Annotated in this window: 16 protein-coding genes and 1 tRNA gene; all 17 read left to right on the forward strand. The window is 64.6% G+C overall.

The window, feature by feature from the left end:
- Positions 1–7: 7 nt before the first annotated feature.
- The 17 genes from AO057_RS08885 (at position 8) to AO057_RS08965 (ending at position 15,488) form a co-directional block, all read left to right on the forward strand.
- The gene (locus AO057_RS08885) at positions 8–1,027 is read left to right on the forward strand and encodes an NAD(P)H-quinone oxidoreductase (RefSeq protein ID WP_057675289.1); all 1,020 of its coding nucleotides are present in this window, start codon (positions 8–10) and stop codon (positions 1,025–1,027) included.
- Positions 1,024–1,767: a triose-phosphate isomerase gene (gene tpiA / locus AO057_RS08890; RefSeq protein ID WP_057675290.1), complete on the forward strand. Its 744-nt coding sequence runs from the start codon at positions 1,024–1,026 to the stop codon at positions 1,765–1,767. Before AO057_RS08885 ends, tpiA begins: the two co-directional genes overlap by 4 nt.
- Before the next feature lie 36 nt (positions 1,768–1,803).
- Positions 1,804–2,205 (forward strand): preprotein translocase subunit SecG, encoded by a 402-nt coding sequence (gene secG / locus AO057_RS08895; RefSeq protein ID WP_057675291.1) that lies wholly within the window; start codon positions 1,804–1,806, stop codon positions 2,203–2,205.
- A 114-nt stretch (positions 2,206–2,319) separates the two neighbouring features.
- Positions 2,320–2,404: transfer RNA gene (locus AO057_RS08900), tRNA-Leu, on the forward strand.
- A 56-nt stretch (positions 2,405–2,460) separates the two neighbouring features.
- Complete coding sequence (locus AO057_RS08905) at positions 2,461–2,820, forward strand: NADH-quinone oxidoreductase subunit A (protein WP_057675292.1); 360 nt, start codon at positions 2,461–2,463, stop codon at positions 2,818–2,820.
- Between the two features lie 122 nt (positions 2,821–2,942).
- Complete coding sequence (locus AO057_RS08910) at positions 2,943–3,422, forward strand: NuoB/complex I 20 kDa subunit family protein (protein WP_057675293.1); 480 nt, start codon at positions 2,943–2,945, stop codon at positions 3,420–3,422.
- Positions 3,423–3,432: 10 nt separating this feature from the next.
- Positions 3,433–4,041, forward strand: a complete 609-nt coding sequence (locus AO057_RS08915; protein ID WP_057675294.1) for an NADH-quinone oxidoreductase subunit C — start codon at positions 3,433–3,435, stop codon at positions 4,039–4,041.
- A gap of 2 nt (positions 4,042–4,043) precedes the next feature.
- Positions 4,044–5,297 (forward strand): NADH-quinone oxidoreductase subunit D, encoded by a 1,254-nt coding sequence (locus AO057_RS08920; RefSeq protein ID WP_057675295.1) that lies wholly within the window; start codon positions 4,044–4,046, stop codon positions 5,295–5,297.
- Positions 5,294–5,782 carry an NADH-quinone oxidoreductase subunit NuoE gene (gene nuoE, locus AO057_RS08925; protein WP_057675296.1) on the forward strand — a complete coding sequence of 163 codons (489 nt, stop codon included), beginning with the start codon at positions 5,294–5,296 and terminating at the stop codon, positions 5,780–5,782. The genes AO057_RS08920 and nuoE overlap by 4 nt, the downstream gene beginning before the upstream one ends.
- Entirely contained in the window at positions 5,782–7,134 is a 1,353-nt protein-coding gene (gene nuoF, locus AO057_RS08930) for an NADH-quinone oxidoreductase subunit NuoF (RefSeq protein WP_057675297.1), read from the forward strand. The genes nuoE and nuoF overlap by 1 nt, the downstream gene beginning before the upstream one ends.
- A 101-nt stretch (positions 7,135–7,235) precedes the next feature.
- The gene (gene nuoG, locus AO057_RS08935; protein WP_057675298.1) at positions 7,236–9,350 is read left to right on the forward strand and encodes an NADH-quinone oxidoreductase subunit NuoG; all 2,115 of its coding nucleotides are present in this window, start codon (positions 7,236–7,238) and stop codon (positions 9,348–9,350) included.
- Positions 9,347–10,429 (forward strand): NADH-quinone oxidoreductase subunit NuoH, encoded by a 1,083-nt coding sequence (gene nuoH / locus AO057_RS08940; RefSeq protein WP_057675299.1) that lies wholly within the window; start codon positions 9,347–9,349, stop codon positions 10,427–10,429. Before nuoG ends, nuoH begins: the two co-directional genes overlap by 4 nt.
- 12 nt (positions 10,430–10,441) lie before the next feature.
- Positions 10,442–10,954 (forward strand): NADH-quinone oxidoreductase subunit NuoI, encoded by a 513-nt coding sequence (nuoI, locus tag AO057_RS08945; protein WP_057675300.1) that lies wholly within the window; start codon positions 10,442–10,444, stop codon positions 10,952–10,954.
- A 27-nt stretch (positions 10,955–10,981) separates the two neighbouring features.
- The gene (locus tag AO057_RS08950; protein WP_057675301.1) at positions 10,982–11,626 is read left to right on the forward strand and encodes an NADH-quinone oxidoreductase subunit J; all 645 of its coding nucleotides are present in this window, start codon (positions 10,982–10,984) and stop codon (positions 11,624–11,626) included.
- A complete protein-coding gene (nuoK, locus tag AO057_RS08955; protein ID WP_057675302.1) occupies positions 11,623–11,931 on the forward strand; it encodes an NADH-quinone oxidoreductase subunit NuoK in 309 nt (102 codons plus the stop codon). The genes AO057_RS08950 and nuoK overlap by 4 nt, the downstream gene beginning before the upstream one ends.
- Positions 11,932–11,959: 28 nt before the next feature.
- A complete protein-coding gene (gene nuoL / locus AO057_RS08960; RefSeq protein ID WP_057675303.1) occupies positions 11,960–13,999 on the forward strand; it encodes an NADH-quinone oxidoreductase subunit L in 2,040 nt (679 codons plus the stop codon).
- 13 nt (positions 14,000–14,012) lie between these two features.
- Positions 14,013–15,488 (forward strand): NADH-quinone oxidoreductase subunit M, encoded by a 1,476-nt coding sequence (locus tag AO057_RS08965; protein ID WP_057675304.1) that lies wholly within the window; start codon positions 14,013–14,015, stop codon positions 15,486–15,488.
- Positions 15,489–15,494: the final 6 nt, after the last annotated feature.

Consider the following 15,494-nt stretch of genomic DNA (forward strand, 5'->3'; position numbering starts at 1 on the left):
AAAGACCATGAAAGCCATCGAAATCACTTCCTACGGTGCGCCCGAGGTGCTGCGTCTGGGCCAGCGCCCCGACCCGGTGCCGGGCGCGGGTGAGCTGCTGATCCGCGTGGCGGCCAGCGGCATCAACCGGCCCGACGTGTTCCAGCGCACCGGCAACTACCCGGTGCCGCCGGGCGCCTCCGACATCCCCGGTCTCGAAGTGGCCGGCACGGTCGTGGGCGGCAATGCCGCGGAACTGGCTCAAGCAGGGCTCAAGCTCGGCGACAAGGTGTGCGCGTTGGTCGCCGGCGGCGGTTATGCCGAGCTGTGCACCGCGCCGATTGCGCAGTGCCTGCCGTATCCGAAAGGCCTGAGCGATGTCGAGGCGGCTTCGCTGCCCGAGACCTTCTTCACCGTCTGGAGCAATGTGTTCGACCGCGGCCGCCTGCAGGCCGGCGAGACGCTGCTGATCCAGGGCGGCTCCAGCGGCATCGGCGTCACCGCCATCCAGCTGGCCAAGGCCATGGGCGCCAAGGTCATCGTGACGGTGGGCAGCGACGAGAAGTGCGCCGCCTGCCTCAAGTTGGGCGCCGACCATGCCATCAACTACAAGACGCAGGACTTCAAGGAAGAGGTCAAGCGCCTGACCGACGGCAAGGGTGTGGACGTGATCCTCGACATGGTGGGCGGCGAGTACGTCGCGCGCGAGGTCGAGAGCCTGGCCGAGGACGGCCGCATCGTCATCATCGCCGTGCAGGGCGGCACCAAGAGCAACTTCAACGCCGGCCTGGTACTGCGCCGCCGCCTGACCATCACCGGTTCCACACTGCGCCCGCGCCCCATCGCCTTCAAGCAGGCGATCGCGCAGGCCTGTCTGAAACACGCCTGGCCCCTGATCGAGGCCGGCAAGGTCAAGCCGGTGATCCACAGCACCTACGCGGCCGTGGACGCCAAGGACCCCACAGGTAGCGGTGCGGCACGTGCGCATGCGCTGATGGAATCGAACCAGCACATCGGCAAGATCGTGCTGACCTGGAGCCACGCATGAGCAAGAAACTGATTGCCGGCAACTGGAAGATGAATGGCAGCCTGGCGACCAACCAGGCGCTGCTGCAGGGCATACGCGGTGGCCTGAAGGCACCGGCCTGCGACATCGCGGTCTGCGTGCCGGCGGCCTACCTGGCGCAGTGCCAGGGCCTGCTGGCTGGCAGCCCGGTGGATCTGGGTGCGCAGGATGTCTCGCAGCACGAGGCGGGTGCCTACACCGGCGAGACTTCGGTGGCCATGCTCAAGGAATTCGGCGTGCGTTACGCCATCGTCGGCCACTCGGAGCGCCGCCAGTACCATGGCGAGACCGATGCCGTGGTGGCCGCCAAGGCCCAGCAGGCGCTGGCCGGCGGCGTGACCCCCATCGTCTGCGTGGGCGAGACCCTGGCCGAGCGTGAAGCGGGCCGGACGGAAGAGGTCGTGAAGCGCCAGCTGGCTGCGGTGATCCATCTCAACGGCCACTGCATCAGCGAGATCGTCGTGGCCTACGAGCCTGTCTGGGCCATCGGCACCGGCAAGACCGCCAGTCCCGAGCAGGCGCAGCAGGTGCATGCCGTGCTGCGCGCGCAGCTCAAGGCGGCCACGCCGCAGGCCGAGCGCATCAAGCTGCTGTATGGCGGCAGCATGAACGCGGCCAACGCCGCTCAGCTGCTGTCCCAGCCTGACATCGACGGCGGCCTGATCGGCGGCGCTTCGCTCAAGGCCCCGGATTTCCTCACCATCATCGCTGCAGCTGGCTGATACAGCTGCTCGATTGCTACGAATTTAGGAGTAAACATGAGTTTCATCGTCACCATCATCCTCACGGTGCAGATCGTCACGGCCGTGGCCATGATCGGCCTGATCCTGATCCAGCACGGCAAGGGCGCCGACATGGGCGCCGCCTTCGGCAGCGGCTCCTCGGGCAGCCTGTTCGGCGCCAGCGGCAGTGCCAACTTCCTCTCGCGCACCACGGCCGTGCTGGCCACGGTGTTTTTCGTCTGCACGCTGCTGCTGGCCTATTTCAGCAACGCCCGCCCCGCCAGCACGGGCAGCGTGCTCGAAGGCAGCGCCGTGACCGCGCCGGCACCCGCCGCGCCCGAGACCTCGGCACAGATTCCGGGCACCTCGGCACCGGTCGATACCGCTCCCGCTTCGGCCCCCGCCGCGCCTGGCCCGGCGCAGATTCCGGCGCGATGACCTGAGTCAATAAATCCGGAATTTCTCCCCGGGGCGAGGGGGGAATTCGGAGTAAACTCCAAGGCTTGCCGGGTTAGCTATCAGACCCTCATGCAAGCCTGGCAACAGAGACAAGCCGTCGTGGTGAAATTGGTAGACACGCTATCTTGAGGGGGTAGTGGCGAAAGCTGTGCGAGTTCGAGTCTCGCCGACGGCACCAGATAAATGACTGCCCGGGCATCGTCCGGGCGGACCAACGGTGATCAGCATTTCAAGATGAGCCTCGATCAGTACCTCCCCGTCCTTCTGTTCATCTTGGTCGGCATTGCCGTCGGGGTCATCCCCCAGGTCATCGGCTATGTGCTGGGCCCCAACCGCCCCGATGCGGCCAAAAATTCCCCCTACGAGTGTGGTTTCGAAGCGTTCGAAGACGCGCGCATGAAGTTTGACGTGCGCTACTACCTCGTGGCCATCCTCTTCATCCTGTTCGACCTGGAAATCGCCTTCCTCTTCCCCTGGGCCGTGGCGCTCAAGGAAGTGGGTGCGGTGGGTTTCTGGGCGGCCATGGTGTTCATCGCCATCCTCGTCGTGGGTTTTGCCTACGAGTGGAAAAAAGGCGCCCTGGACTGGGAATGAATATGGCCCCCACGCTTGCCACTTCGTGTGCTGCGCTGCCCCCCGAGGGGGCCCAGTCGCCTTGGGGCGGCCCGGCGGCGACCGCGCATCTGCGACTGCGTACTTAGACTAGGAACGTTGCCATGATTGAAGGCGTGATGAAAGAAGGCTTCGTCACCACCAGTTACGACACGGTGGTGAACTGGGCCAAGACCGGCTCGCTCTGGCCCATGACCTTCGGTCTGGCCTGCTGCGCGGTCGAGATGATGCATGCGGCAGCCGCCCGTTACGACATCGGCCGCTTCGGCGCCGAGGTGTTCCGTGCCAGCCCGCGCCAGTCCGACCTGATGATCGTCGCCGGCACGCTGTGCAACAAGATGGCGCCGGCCCTGCGCAAGGTCTACGACCAGATGAGCGAGCCGCGCTGGGTCATCTCCATGGGCTCCTGCGCCAACGGTGGCGGTTATTACCACTACAGCTACTCGGTGGTTCGCGGCTGCGACCGCATCGTGCCGGTCGACGTCTACGTGCCGGGCTGCCCACCCACGGCCGAGGCGCTGATCTACGGCATCATCCAGCTGCAGCAGAAGATCCGCCGCACGCAGACCATCGCCCGCGTCTGAGGAACCATTGATGACTGCATTTGCCGTTAATCCCGAAGCCATCAAGAACACCGTGACTGCCGCTTTGGGCGGCAAGGCACGCCGTGTCGACGTCAAGCTGGGCGAAGTCACCGTCGAGGTCGCGCCCCAGGACTACCTGGCCGCGGCCCGCATCCTGCGCGATGCGCCCGGCTGCCGTTTCGAACAGCTGATCGACCTCTGCGGTGTCGACTACTCCGCCTGGGGTGAGGGTGCCTGGGACGGTGCACGTTACTGCGTCGTCTCGCACCTGCTCTCCGTCAGCCTGAACCAGCGCGTGCGCCTCAAGGTCTTTGCTGCCGACGACGACTTCCCGGTGGTGGACACGCTCACCGACGTCTGGCGTGCCGCCAACTGGTACGAGCGCGAGGCCTTCGACCTGTACGGCATCGTGTTCGAAGGGCACGACGACCTGCGCCGCATCCTGACCGACTACGGTTTCATCGGCCACCCCTTCCGCAAGGACTTCCCGCTCAGCGGTCACGTCGAGATGCGCTATGACGCCGAACTCAAGCGCGTGATCTACCAGCCGGTGAGCATCGAGCCGCGCGAGATCACGCCGCGCATCATCCGTGAAGACAACTACGGAGGCCTGAAGTAATCATGGCCGAGATCAAGAACTACACGCTGAATTTTGGCCCCCAGCACCCGGCCGCGCACGGCGTGCTGCGCCTGGTGCTCGAGCTCGACGGCGAGGTCGTGCAACGCGCCGACCCGCACATCGGCCTGCTGCACCGCGCCACCGAGAAGCTGGCCGAGAGCAAGACCTACATCCAGTCGCTGCCCTACATGGACCGTCTCGATTACGTGTCCATGATGTGCAACGAGCAGGCCTACTGCCTGGCCATCGAGAAGATGCTGGGCATCGAAGTGCCCCTGCGCGCCCAGTACATCCGCACCATGTTCGGCGAGATCACGCGCCTGCTCAACCACCTGATGTGGCTGGGCTCGCACGGCAACGACTGTGGCAGCTCCACCATCCTGATCTACACCTTTCGCGAGCGCGAAGACCTGTTCGACATGTACGAGGCCGTCTCCGGCGCGCGCATGCACGCGGCCTACTTCCGTCCGGGCGGTGTCTACCGCGACCTGCCCGACAGCATGGCGCAGCACAAGGTCAACAAGATCCGCAACGCCCGCGCCGTCGCCGAGATCAATGCCAACCGCCAGGGTTCGCTGCTGGACTTCATCGACGACTTCTGTGCCCGCTTCCCCAAGTGCGTGGACGAGTACGAGACCCTGCTGACCGACAACCGCATCTGGAAACAGCGTACGGTTGGCATCGGCGTCGTCACGCCCGAGCGTGCCCTGAACCTGGGCATGACCGGCCCCATGCTGCGGGGCTCGGGCATCGCCTGGGACCTGCGCAAGACCCAGCCCTACGACGCCTACGACCGTGTCGACTTCGACATCCCGGTGGGCAAGACCGGCGACAGCTACGACCGCTACCTCGTGCGCGTGCAGGAGATGCGCGAGTCCAACCGCATCATCCAGCAGTGCTCGGCCTGGCTGCGCGCCAACCCCGGCCCGGTCATCACGGACAACCACAAGGTGGCTCCGCCCGCTCGCGAGGCCATGAAGTCCAACATGGAAGAGCTGATCCACCACTTCAAGCTCTTCACCGAAGGTTTCCGCGTGCCCGCTGGCGAGGCCTATGCCGCCGTCGAGCACCCCAAGGGCGAGTTCGGCATCTACATGGTGAGCGACGGCGCCAACAAACCCTACCGTCTCAAGATTCGTGCCCCGGGCTTCGCCCATCTGGCCACGCTCGATGAACTCACGCGCGGACACATGCTGGCCGACGCCGTGGCCATCATCGGCACGCTCGATATCGTGTTTGGAGAGATTGACCGATGATCTCGGAAGCCACCAAAGCGCGCTTCGCCAAGGAAGTCGCCAAATACCCGGCCGAGCAGAAGCAGTCTGCCGTCATGGCCTGCCTGGCCATCGTGCAGCAGGAGCTCGGTCATGTGAGCACCGACAGCGAGGCCGAAATCGCCAGCTATCTCGGCATGCCGGCCATGGCCGTGCACGAAGTCACGACCTTCTACAACATGTACAACCAGCGCCCGCTGGGCAAGTACAAGCTCAACGTCTGCACCAACCTGCCCTGCCAGCTGCGTGATGGCCAGAAGGCGCTGCACCACCTGGAGCGCAAGCTGGGTATCAGCATGGGCGAGACCACGGCCGACGGCCTGTTCACGCTGCAGCAGAGCGAATGCCAGGGCGCCTGCGCCGACGCGCCGGTGCTGCTGGTCAACGACCGCACCATGTGCAGTTACATGAGCAATGACAAGCTGGACCAGCTGATCGACGGCCTGAAAGCTGGAGGGGCCAAGTGATGTCGGTTGAAAAACTTCTTTCGCAGTTCGCCGCCACCGGCGCCGAGACCTGCTTCCACAACCGTCACATCGAACCCCAGATCTACGCCGGCCTCAACGGCGGCAACTGGCACCTCAAGGACTACGAGGCGCGCGGTGGTTACCAGGCCCTGCGCAAGATCCTGGGGAAGGACGGCGGTGAAGGCCTCACACAAGACCAGGTGATCGCCACCGTCAAGGAATCCGCCCTGCGCGGCCGCGGCGGCGCCGGTTTCCCTACCGGCCTGAAGTGGAGCTTCATGCCGCGCCAGTTCCCGGGCCAGAAGTACCTGGTGTGCAACTCCGACGAGGGCGAGCCCGGGACCTGCAAGGACCGCGACATCCTCATGTACAACCCGCACATCGTGATCGAGGGCATGGCCATTGCGGCCTATGCCATGGGCATCACGGTGGGCTACAACTACATCCACGGCGAGATCTTCCAGGTCTATGACCGCTTCGAAGCCGCGCTGGAAGAGGCGCGCGCCGCCGGCCTGCTGGGCAACAACATAGCTGGCAGCAACTTCAGCTTCCAGCTGCATGCGGCCCACGGTTTCGGCGCCTACATCTGCGGTGAAGAGACCGCGCTGCTCGAATCGCTCGAAGGCAAGAAGGGCCAGCCGCGTTTCAAGCCGCCGTTCCCGGCCAGTTTCGGCCTGTATGGCAAGCCCACCACCATCAACAACACCGAGACCTTCGCGGCCGTGCCCTGGATCATCCGCAACGGCGGCCAGGCCTACCTCGAATGCGGCAAGCCCAACAACGGCGGCACCAAGATCTATTCGATCAGCGGCGACGTCGAGCGCCCGGGCAACTACGAGATCCCCATGGGCACGCCCTTCGCCAAGCTGCTGGAGCTCGCCGGCGGCGTGCGCGGCGGCAAGAAGCTCAAGGCCGTGATCCCCGGCGGTTCCTCGGCCCCGGTGCTGCCGGCCGACATCATGATGCAGTGCACGATGGACTACGACTCCATTGCCAAGGCCGGCTCCATGCTGGGTTCGGGCGCCGTCATCGTGATGGACGAGACCCGCTGCATGGTCAAGGCCCTGCAACGCCTGTCCTACTTTTACATGCACGAATCCTGCGGCCAGTGCACGCCCTGCCGCGAAGGCACGGGCTGGCTCTCGCGTGTGGTCGACCGCATCGAAAACGGCCAGGGCCGCCCGGAAGACCTGGACCTGCTGGACAACGTGGCCGAGAACATCCAGGGCCGCACCATCTGCGCGCTGGGCGACGCGGCGGCCATGCCGGTGCGCGCCATGATCAAGCACTTCCGTCCCGAATTCGAACATCACGTGGCCCACAAGACCTGTCTGGTCCCGGCCTACGTCTGAGCGACATAGCGAGAAGTACATGACCCCCAAGCTCACTAATCGTTCGCTGCCCCCCAAGGGGGCGCCCGCCTTTATTGGGGCGGCCCGGCTAAAGGCTCAACATGGTTGAAATCGAACTCGACGGCAAGAAGGTAGAGATCCAGGAAGGCAGCATGGTCATGCATGCAGCCGAGAAGTCCGGCGTCTACATCCCGCATTTCTGCTATCACAAGAAGCTCAGCATTGCGGCCAACTGCCGCATGTGCCTGGTGGACGTGGAGAAGGCGCCCAAGCCCATGCCGGCCTGCGCCACCCCCGTCACCCAGGGCATGATCGTGCGCACCAAGACCGACAAGGCCCTCAAGGCCCAGAAGTCGGTCATGGAGTTCCTGCTGATCAACCATCCGCTGGATTGCCCCATCTGCGACCAGGGCGGCGAGTGCCAGCTGCAGGACCTGGCCGTGGGTTACGGCGCCTCCGCCTCGCGCTACGAGGAAGAGAAGCGCGTGGTCCTGCACAAGGACGTTGGCCCGCTGATCTCCATGGAAGAGATGAGCCGTTGCATCCACTGCACGCGCTGCGTGCGTTTCGGCCAGGAAGTCGCTGGCGTGATGGAGCTCGGCATGAGCCACCGCGGCGAGCATTCCGAGATCGAGACCTTTGTCGGTCACTCGGTGGACTCCGAGCTGTCGGGCAACATGATCGACATCTGCCCGGTGGGCGCGCTCACCAGCAAGCCTTTCCGCTACCAGGCCCGCACCTGGGAACTGGGTCGCCGCAAGTCGGTCAGCCCGCATGACTCCACCGGCGCCAACCTGATCGTGCAGGTCAAGAACAACCGGGTCCTGCGTGTGGTCCCCCTGGAGAACGAAGACGTCAACGAGTGCTGGATCGCCGACCGCGACCGCTACTCCTACGAAGCCCTCGATGGCGCCGACCGCCTGAGCAGCCCCATGATCAAGCAGGGCGGCCAGTGGAAGGAAGTCGACTGGCAGACCGCGCTGGAGTACGTGGCCAACGGCCTGAAGACCATCAAGGGCGACCACGGTGCCAACAGCATCGGCGCCCTGGTCAGCCCGCACAGCACGCTCGAAGAACTCTACCTGGCCGCCGGCCTGCTGCGTGGCCTGGGCAGCGACAACATCGATTACCGCCTGCGCAACGCTGAATTCGGCAAGGCCGAAGGTGTGCGTTGGCTGGGCCTGCCCATTGCCGCACTCACGCAGTTGCAGCGCGTGCTGGTCGTGGGCAGCAACCTGCGCAAGGACCATCCGCTGTTCGCCCAGCGCATCCGCCAGGCCGTGCGCCATGGTGCGCAGGTGAGCACCATCACCTCGAAGAACCTGTACCAGAGCGCCGACGCCTGGGCCATGAAGGTGGCTCAAGCGCAGGTGACGCCGGCTGCGCAGTGGGCCCAGGCCCTGGCCAATGTGGCTGCGGCTATCGCGGCAGAGAAGGGCGTCACCGCCCCGGCCGCCGGCCAGGCCACGCCTGAAGCCAAGGCCATCGCCTCATCGCTGCTCGGCGGTGAGCGCAAGGCCGTGCTGCTGGGCAATGCCGCCGCACACGCTGCCAATGCCTCCAGCCTGCTGGCCCTGGCCAACTGGATCGGTGCCCAGACCGGCGCCAGCGTCGGTTACCTGAGCGAAGCCGCCAACACCGTGGGCGCGCAGTGGGTGGGTGCCCAGCCGCAGGCGGCAGGCCAGAACGCCGCGCAGATGCTGATGGGCGGCAAGCTCAAGGCCGCCGTGCTGCTGGCCGTCGAGCCCGAATACGACACGGCCGCCGGCCAGGCCGCTGCGGCCGCGCTGGATGCCGCCGAGATGGTCGTCACGCTCAGCCCCTTCAAGACCAACCTGGCCTTCAGCGACGTGCTGCTGCCCATCGCACCTTTCAGCGAGACCTCGGGCAGCTTCGTCAACGCCGAAGGCCGCCTGCAGAGCTTTCACGCCGTGGTCAAGCCCCAGGGCGAGACGCGTCCGGCCTGGAAGGTGCTGCGCGTGCTGGGCAATCTGCTGGGTCTGCAGGGCTTCGAGTTCGAATCCTCGCAGGACGTGCTGGCCGCGGCCACGGCCAAGGCTGCGAACCTGTCCAACGCCACGCAGGCAACCATCAACGTGGCCGCTACGGCAGCCGAGCCGGTGGTGGCCTCCATCTACCAACTCGACGGCCTGGTCCGTCGCGCGCCGTCGCTGCAGCTGACGGCCGACGCCCGTGAACAAGGGGTAGCCGCATGATCGATGCGTTTTACAACGGCGGCCTGAACCTGATCGCCGCCAGCTGGTGGGCCACGATGGCCTGGCCGGTCCTGTGGATCCTGATCAAGATCGTCTGTGTGCTCGCGCCGCTGATGGGCGCGGTCGCCTACCTGACGCTGTGGGAGCGCAAGCTGCTGGGTTTCATGCAGGTGCGTTTTGGTCCCAACCGCGTGGGCCCTTTCGGCCTGCTGCAGCCCATCGCCGATGCGCTCAAGCTGCTGACCAAGGAGATCATCACCCCCAGCGCGGTGAGCGGCGGCTTGTTCCGCCTCGGCCCCATCATGGCCATCATGCCGGCGCTGGCCGCCTGGGTGGCGATCCCCTTCGGCCCCGATGTCGCGCTGACCAACGTCAACGTCGGCCTGCTGCTCATCATGGCCATCACCTCGATCGAGGTCTACGGCGTCATCATCGCGGGCTGGGCCTCCAACTCCAAGTACGCCTTCCTGGGCGCGCTGCGCGCCTCGGCGCAGATGGTCAGCTACGAGATCGCCATGGGCTTCTGCTTCCTGGTGGTGCTGATGGTCTCGGGCAGCATGAACCTGACCAACATCGTGCTGGGGCAGGGCGAGGGTTATTTCGCCGACATGGGCCTGGGTTTCCTGTCCTGGAACTGGCTGCCGTTGCTGCCGATCTTCCTGGTCTACCTGATCTCCGGCGTGGCCGAGACCAACCGCCACCCCTTCGACGTGGTCGAGGGCGAGGCCGAGATCGTGGCCGGCCACATGGTCGAGTACTCGGGCATGGGCTTCGCCATCTTCTTCCTGGCCGAATACGCCAGCATGTGGCTGGTGTCCATCCTGGCCGTGGTCATGTTCCTGGGCGGCTGGCTGCCCCCGATCGACAGCGCGCTGTTCAACTGGATTCCGGGCTGGATCTGGCTGGGCCTCAAGACTTTCGTGGTGGTCTCCATGTTCATCTGGATCCGCGCCACCTTCCCGCGTTTCCGCTACGACCAGATCATGCGTCTGGGCTGGAAGATCTTCATCCCGGTCACCCTGGTGTGGCTGATCGTCGTCGGCATCTGGATGCAGACGTCGTGGAACATCTGGAACTAAGGGGCTGACGACATGCAAGCCGCTTCAACTGCTACTGCTTTCTCCTTCAAGGACTTCTTCAAGAGCTTCATGCTCGTGGAGCTCTTCAAGGGCATGGCCCTGACGGGCCGTTACGCCTTCGCCCGCAAGGTGACGATCCAGTACCCCGAAGAGAAGACCCCGCTGTCGCCGCGCTTCCGCGGCCTGCACGCCCTGCGCCGTTATGACAACGGCGAGGAGCGCTGCATCGCCTGCAAGCTGTGCGAGGCCGTCTGCCCGGCCATGGCCATCACCATCGAGTCCGAAGTGCGCCAGGACGGCAGCCGCCGCACCACGCGCTACGACATCGACCTCACCAAGTGCATCTTCTGCGGCTTCTGCGAAGAGAGCTGCCCGGTGGACTCCATCGTCGAGACCCACATCCTCGAATACCACGGCGAAAAGCGCGGCGACCTGTACTTCACCAAGGACATGCTGCTGGCCGTGGGTGACCGCTACGAGACCGAGATCGCTGCCGCCCGTGCGGCCGACGCCAAGTACCGCTAAGGCGCCACGAACCACTACGAACCGATCATGGACGTCAAAACCGGCTTCTTTCTCCTCTTCTCGATCGTGCTGATCCTGTCAGCCCTTCGGGTGATCACGGCGCGCAACCCCGTGCATGCCGTGCTCTTCCTCATGCTGGCCTTCTCGCAGGCCTCGGGCATCTGGCTGCTGCTGAAGGCAGAGTTCCTGGCCATCACCCTGGTGCTGGTCTACCTCGGCGCGGTGATGGTGCTCTTCCTCTTCGTGGTCATGATGCTGGACATCAAGATCGACCAGCTGCGCCAGGGCTTCTGGAAGCACCTGCCGCTGGCCGCCACCCTGGGGGCTGTGGTGGTGCTGGAGATGGGGGCCGTGCTGCTGACGGGCTTTCGCGTCAGCGACGAGCCGGCCGTGGCCCAGGTCATCGGCGAGGTGGTCGAGGTGGACAACGCCAAGGAACTGGGCATCCTGCTCTACACCGAATACGTCTACCCGATCCAGGTGGCCGCGGCCATCCTGCTGGTGGCCATGATCGCCGCCATCGCGCTGACCCTGCGCCAGCGCAAGGACAGCAAGGCCATCGACCCGTCGCTGCAGGTGCGCGTGCGCGCCAGCGAGCGCATGTCCATCGTGAAAGTCGAGACCACCCGCGCTGCGCCCCCGGCCGCCGCGCCCGAGGAGAACAAACCATGACCCTGACCCTGGGACACTACCTCACACTGGGCGCCGCGCTGTTTGCCATCGCGGTGGTCGGCATCTTCCTGAACCGCAAGAACCTGATCGTGCTGCTGATGGCCATCGAGCTGATGTTGCTGGCGGTCAACCTGAACTTCGTGGCCTTCTCGCACTACCTGGGCGACATGCACGGCCAAGTCTTCGTGTTCTTCATCCTCACCGTGGCAGCGGCCGAATCGGCCATCGGCCTGGCCATCCTGGTGCTGCTGTTCCGCAACAAGTCCAGCATCAATGTGGACGAACTCAACACGCTCAAGGGCTGAACCCGCCGGTTCATCAAGGTACTAGAAGATGAGTCAAACCCTGAATGCATCCACCCTGCTGGCCGTGCCGCTGGCGCCGCTGGTCGGCTCCGTGCTGGCCGGTATTCTCGGCACCCAGCTGGGCGGCAACTGGATCGGCCGCCGCCTCTCGCACACCTTCACCATCCTGGGTGTGCTGATCGCCTTCATCATCTCCGCCATGACGCTCAAGAGCGTGGCCATGGACGGCGCGCGCTTCAACGAAACCATCTACGAATGGATGGTGATCGGCGGCATGAAGATGGAAATCGGCTTCATGGTCGATGGCCTCACCGCCATGATGATGTGCGTGGTGACCTTCGTCTCGCTCATGGTGCACATCTACACCATCGGCTACATGGAAGAGGACGAGGGCTACAACCGCTTCTTCGCCTACATCTCCCTGTTCACCTTCTCCATGCTCATGCTGGTCATGAGCAACAACCTGCTGCAGCTGTTCTTCGGCTGGGAGGCGGTGGGCCTGGTGTCCTACCTGCTGATCGGCTTCTGGTTCAACAAGCCCACGGCCATCTTCGCCAACATGAAGGCCTTCCTGGTCAACCGCGTGGGCGACTTCGGTTTCATCCTGGGCATCGGCCTGATCGCCGCCTACGCCGGCACGCTGAACTACACCGAGGTCTTTGCCAAGTCCGGCGACCTGGGCAAGCTGATCTTCCCCGGCACCGAGTGGCTGCTGATCACCGTGATCTGCATCTGCCTGTTCATCGGCGCCATGGGCAAGTCGGCCCAGTTCCCGCTGCACGTCTGGCTGCCGGATTCGATGGAAGGCCCCACGCCCATCTCCGCGCTGATCCACGCCGCCACCATGGTGACGGCCGGCATCTTCATGGTGGCGCGCATGTCTCCGCTGTTCGAGCTGAGCGACACGGCCCTGAGCTTCATCATGGTCATCGGCGCCATCACGGCCCTGTTCATGGGTTTCCTGGGCATCATCCAGAACGATATCAAGCGTGTGGTGGCCTATTCCACGCTCTCGCAGCTGGGCTACATGACGGTGGCGCTCGGCGCCTCGGCCTACTCGGTCGCCGTGTTCCACCTGATGACGCACGCCTTCTTCAAGGCCCTGCTGTTTCTTGGCGCGGGCTCGGTCATCATCGGCATGCACCACAACCAGGACATCCGCTGGATGGGCGGCGTGCGCAAGTACATGCCCATCACCTGGATCACCTCGCTGCTGGGTTCCCTGGCCCTGATCGGTACGCCGCTCTTCGCCGGCTTCTATTCCAAGGACAGCATCATCGAGGCGGTGCACGAGAGCCACCTGTGGGGTGCCGGCTTCGCCAACTTCGCGGTGCTGGCCGGCGTCTTCGTCACGGCCTTCTATTCCTTCCGCATGTACTTCCTGGTCTTCCACGGCAAGGAACGCTACGACCAGAACCCCGACGCGCACCATGACGACCATGGTCACGGCCATGATGATCACCACGAGCCGCACGAGTCGCCCTGGGTGGTGACGGTGCCGCTGGTGCTGCTGGCCATCCCCTCGGTGGTGATCGGCTACCTGACCATCCAGCCCATGCTGTACGGCGACTTCTTCAAGGACGCCATCTTCGTGGACGCCACCAAACACCATGTGATGGTCGAACTGGCCGCCGCCTTCCACGGCCCGCTGGCCATGGCTGCGCACGCCTTCAGCACGCTGCCCTTCTGGCTGGCGGTGGCCGGCGTGGCCACGGCGTATTACATGTACATGGTCAACCCGGCCGTGCCGGCGGCCATCAAGCGCGCCGTGCAGCCGATCTATACCCTGCTGGACAACAAGTACTACCTGGACTGGTTCAACGAGAACGTCCTGGCGCGCGGCGCCCGCATGCTGGGTGTCGGTCTGTGGAAGGGTGGCGACCAGGCTGTCATCGACGGCACCCTGGTCAACGGTTCCTGGAAGGTGGTGGGCTGGGTGGCCGGCGTGGTGCGCTGGTTCCAGTCCGGTTACCTCTATCACTATGCCCTGGCCATGATCCTGGGCATCGTGGTGCTGATGTCGTATTTCGTGACCTGGCCCATGCTGGCCCAGTGGCTAAGCCGCTAAGGAGAAGAACAATATGGGTTTGTTGAGCCTTGCCATCTGGATGCCGATTGCTTTCGGCGTGCTGCTGCTCGTCCTCGGGCGTGATGACCAGGCGCGTACCGTGCGCTGGGTCGCGCTGGTGGGGGCGATCGCCAGCTTCCTCGTCACGCTGCCGCTGTACACCGGTTTTGCGCTCGGCACCGCCGAGATGCAGTTCGTCGAGAAGCTGGTCTGGATGGAGCGCTTCAATGTGCACTACCACCTGGGTCTGGACGGCATCTCTTTCTGGTTCGTGCCGCTGACCGCCTTCATCAACGTCATCGTCGTGATCGCGGGCTGGGAGGCCATCACCAGCCGTGTCAACCAGTACATGGGCGCCTTCCTCATCCTGAGCGGCCTCATGATCGGCGTGTTCTCCGCGCTGGACGGTCTGCTGTTCTACGTCTTCTTCGAGGCCACGCTGATCCCGATGTACCTGATCATCGGCATCTGGGGCGGCCCCAACAAGATCTACGCGGCCTTCAAGTTCTTCCTCTACACGCTGCTGGGTTCGCTGCTGCTGCTGATCGCCCTGATCTTCCTGTACACCAAGTCGGGCGGCAGCTTCGACATCGCCACCTGGCATTCCCTGCCGCTGGACAGCACGACGCAGACGCTGATCTTCTTCGCCTTCTTCGCGGCCTTTGCCGTGAAGGTGCCGATGTGGCCGGTGCACACCTGGCTGCCCGACGTGCACGTCGAGGCGCCTACCGGCGGCTCCGCCGTGCTGGCGGCCATCATGCTGAAGCTGGGTGCCTACGGCTTCCTGCGTTTCTCCATGCCCATCGCGCCCGACGCCGCGCGCGAATGGGCCTGGCTGATGATCGCGCTGTCGCTGATCGCCGTGATCTACGTGGGCCTGGTCGCCATGGTGCAGCAGGACATGAAGAAACTCGTGGCCTACTCGTCCGTGGCCCACATGGGCTTCGTCACCCTGGGTTTCTTCATCTTCAACGACCTCGGCGTGGCCGGCGGCCTGGTGCAGATGATCGCCCACGGCTTCGTCTCGGGCGCCATGTTCCTGGGCATCGGCGTGCTGTACGACCGCGTGCACTCGCGCGAGATCGCCAGCTATGGCGGTGTGATCAACACCATGCCCAAGTTCACGGCCTTCGCCCTGCTGTTTGCCATGGCCAACTGCGGCCTGCCCGCCACCGCCGGTTTCGTCGGCGAGTGGATGGTGATCCTGGGTGCCATCAAGGCCAACTTCTGGCTGGGCCTGGCGGCTTCCACGGCGCTGATCTTCGGCGCCGCCTACACCCTGTGGATGTTCAAGCGCGTCTATCTCGGCCCCGTGGCCAATGAGGACGTCAAGGGCCTGCAGGACATCAACAGCCGCGAGTTCCTGATGCTGACCCTGCTGGCCATCGCCGTCTTGTGGATGGGCGTCCATCCCAAGCCCTTCACCGACGTGATGGACAGCTCGGTGGCCGAACTGCTCAAGCACGTGGCCCAGTCCAAGCTGAACTGAGCCGGC

This window comes from Curvibacter sp. PAE-UM (assembly GCF_001432305.1).
In the GTDB taxonomy this organism is placed as follows: Bacteria; Pseudomonadota; Gammaproteobacteria; order Burkholderiales; family Burkholderiaceae_C; genus Hylemonella.

Coding starts and splice junctions, on each gene's coding strand:
- nuoK (WP_057675302.1), top strand. CDS start 11,623: ATGACCCTGACCCTGGGACACTACCTCACACTGGGCGCCGCGCTGTTT.
- tpiA (WP_057675290.1), top strand. CDS start 1,024: ATGAGCAAGAAACTGATTGCCGGCAACTGGAAGATGAATGGCAGCCTG.
- nuoG (WP_057675298.1), top strand. CDS start 7,236: ATGGTTGAAATCGAACTCGACGGCAAGAAGGTAGAGATCCAGGAAGGC.
- nuoF (WP_057675297.1), top strand. CDS start 5,782: ATGTCGGTTGAAAAACTTCTTTCGCAGTTCGCCGCCACCGGCGCCGAG.
- AO057_RS08905 (WP_057675292.1), top strand. CDS start 2,461: ATGAGCCTCGATCAGTACCTCCCCGTCCTTCTGTTCATCTTGGTCGGC.
- AO057_RS08915 (WP_057675294.1), top strand. CDS start 3,433: ATGACTGCATTTGCCGTTAATCCCGAAGCCATCAAGAACACCGTGACT.
- nuoI (WP_057675300.1), top strand. CDS start 10,442: ATGCAAGCCGCTTCAACTGCTACTGCTTTCTCCTTCAAGGACTTCTTC.
- nuoL (WP_057675303.1), top strand. CDS start 11,960: ATGAGTCAAACCCTGAATGCATCCACCCTGCTGGCCGTGCCGCTGGCG.
- nuoE (WP_057675296.1), top strand. CDS start 5,294: ATGATCTCGGAAGCCACCAAAGCGCGCTTCGCCAAGGAAGTCGCCAAA.
- AO057_RS08920 (WP_057675295.1), top strand. CDS start 4,044: ATGGCCGAGATCAAGAACTACACGCTGAATTTTGGCCCCCAGCACCCG.
- nuoH (WP_057675299.1), top strand. CDS start 9,347: ATGATCGATGCGTTTTACAACGGCGGCCTGAACCTGATCGCCGCCAGC.
- secG (WP_057675291.1), top strand. CDS start 1,804: ATGAGTTTCATCGTCACCATCATCCTCACGGTGCAGATCGTCACGGCC.
- AO057_RS08885 (WP_057675289.1), top strand. CDS start 8: ATGAAAGCCATCGAAATCACTTCCTACGGTGCGCCCGAGGTGCTGCGT.
- AO057_RS08910 (WP_057675293.1), top strand. CDS start 2,943: ATGATTGAAGGCGTGATGAAAGAAGGCTTCGTCACCACCAGTTACGAC.
- AO057_RS08965 (WP_057675304.1), top strand. CDS start 14,013: ATGGGTTTGTTGAGCCTTGCCATCTGGATGCCGATTGCTTTCGGCGTG.
- AO057_RS08950 (WP_057675301.1), top strand. CDS start 10,982: ATGGACGTCAAAACCGGCTTCTTTCTCCTCTTCTCGATCGTGCTGATC.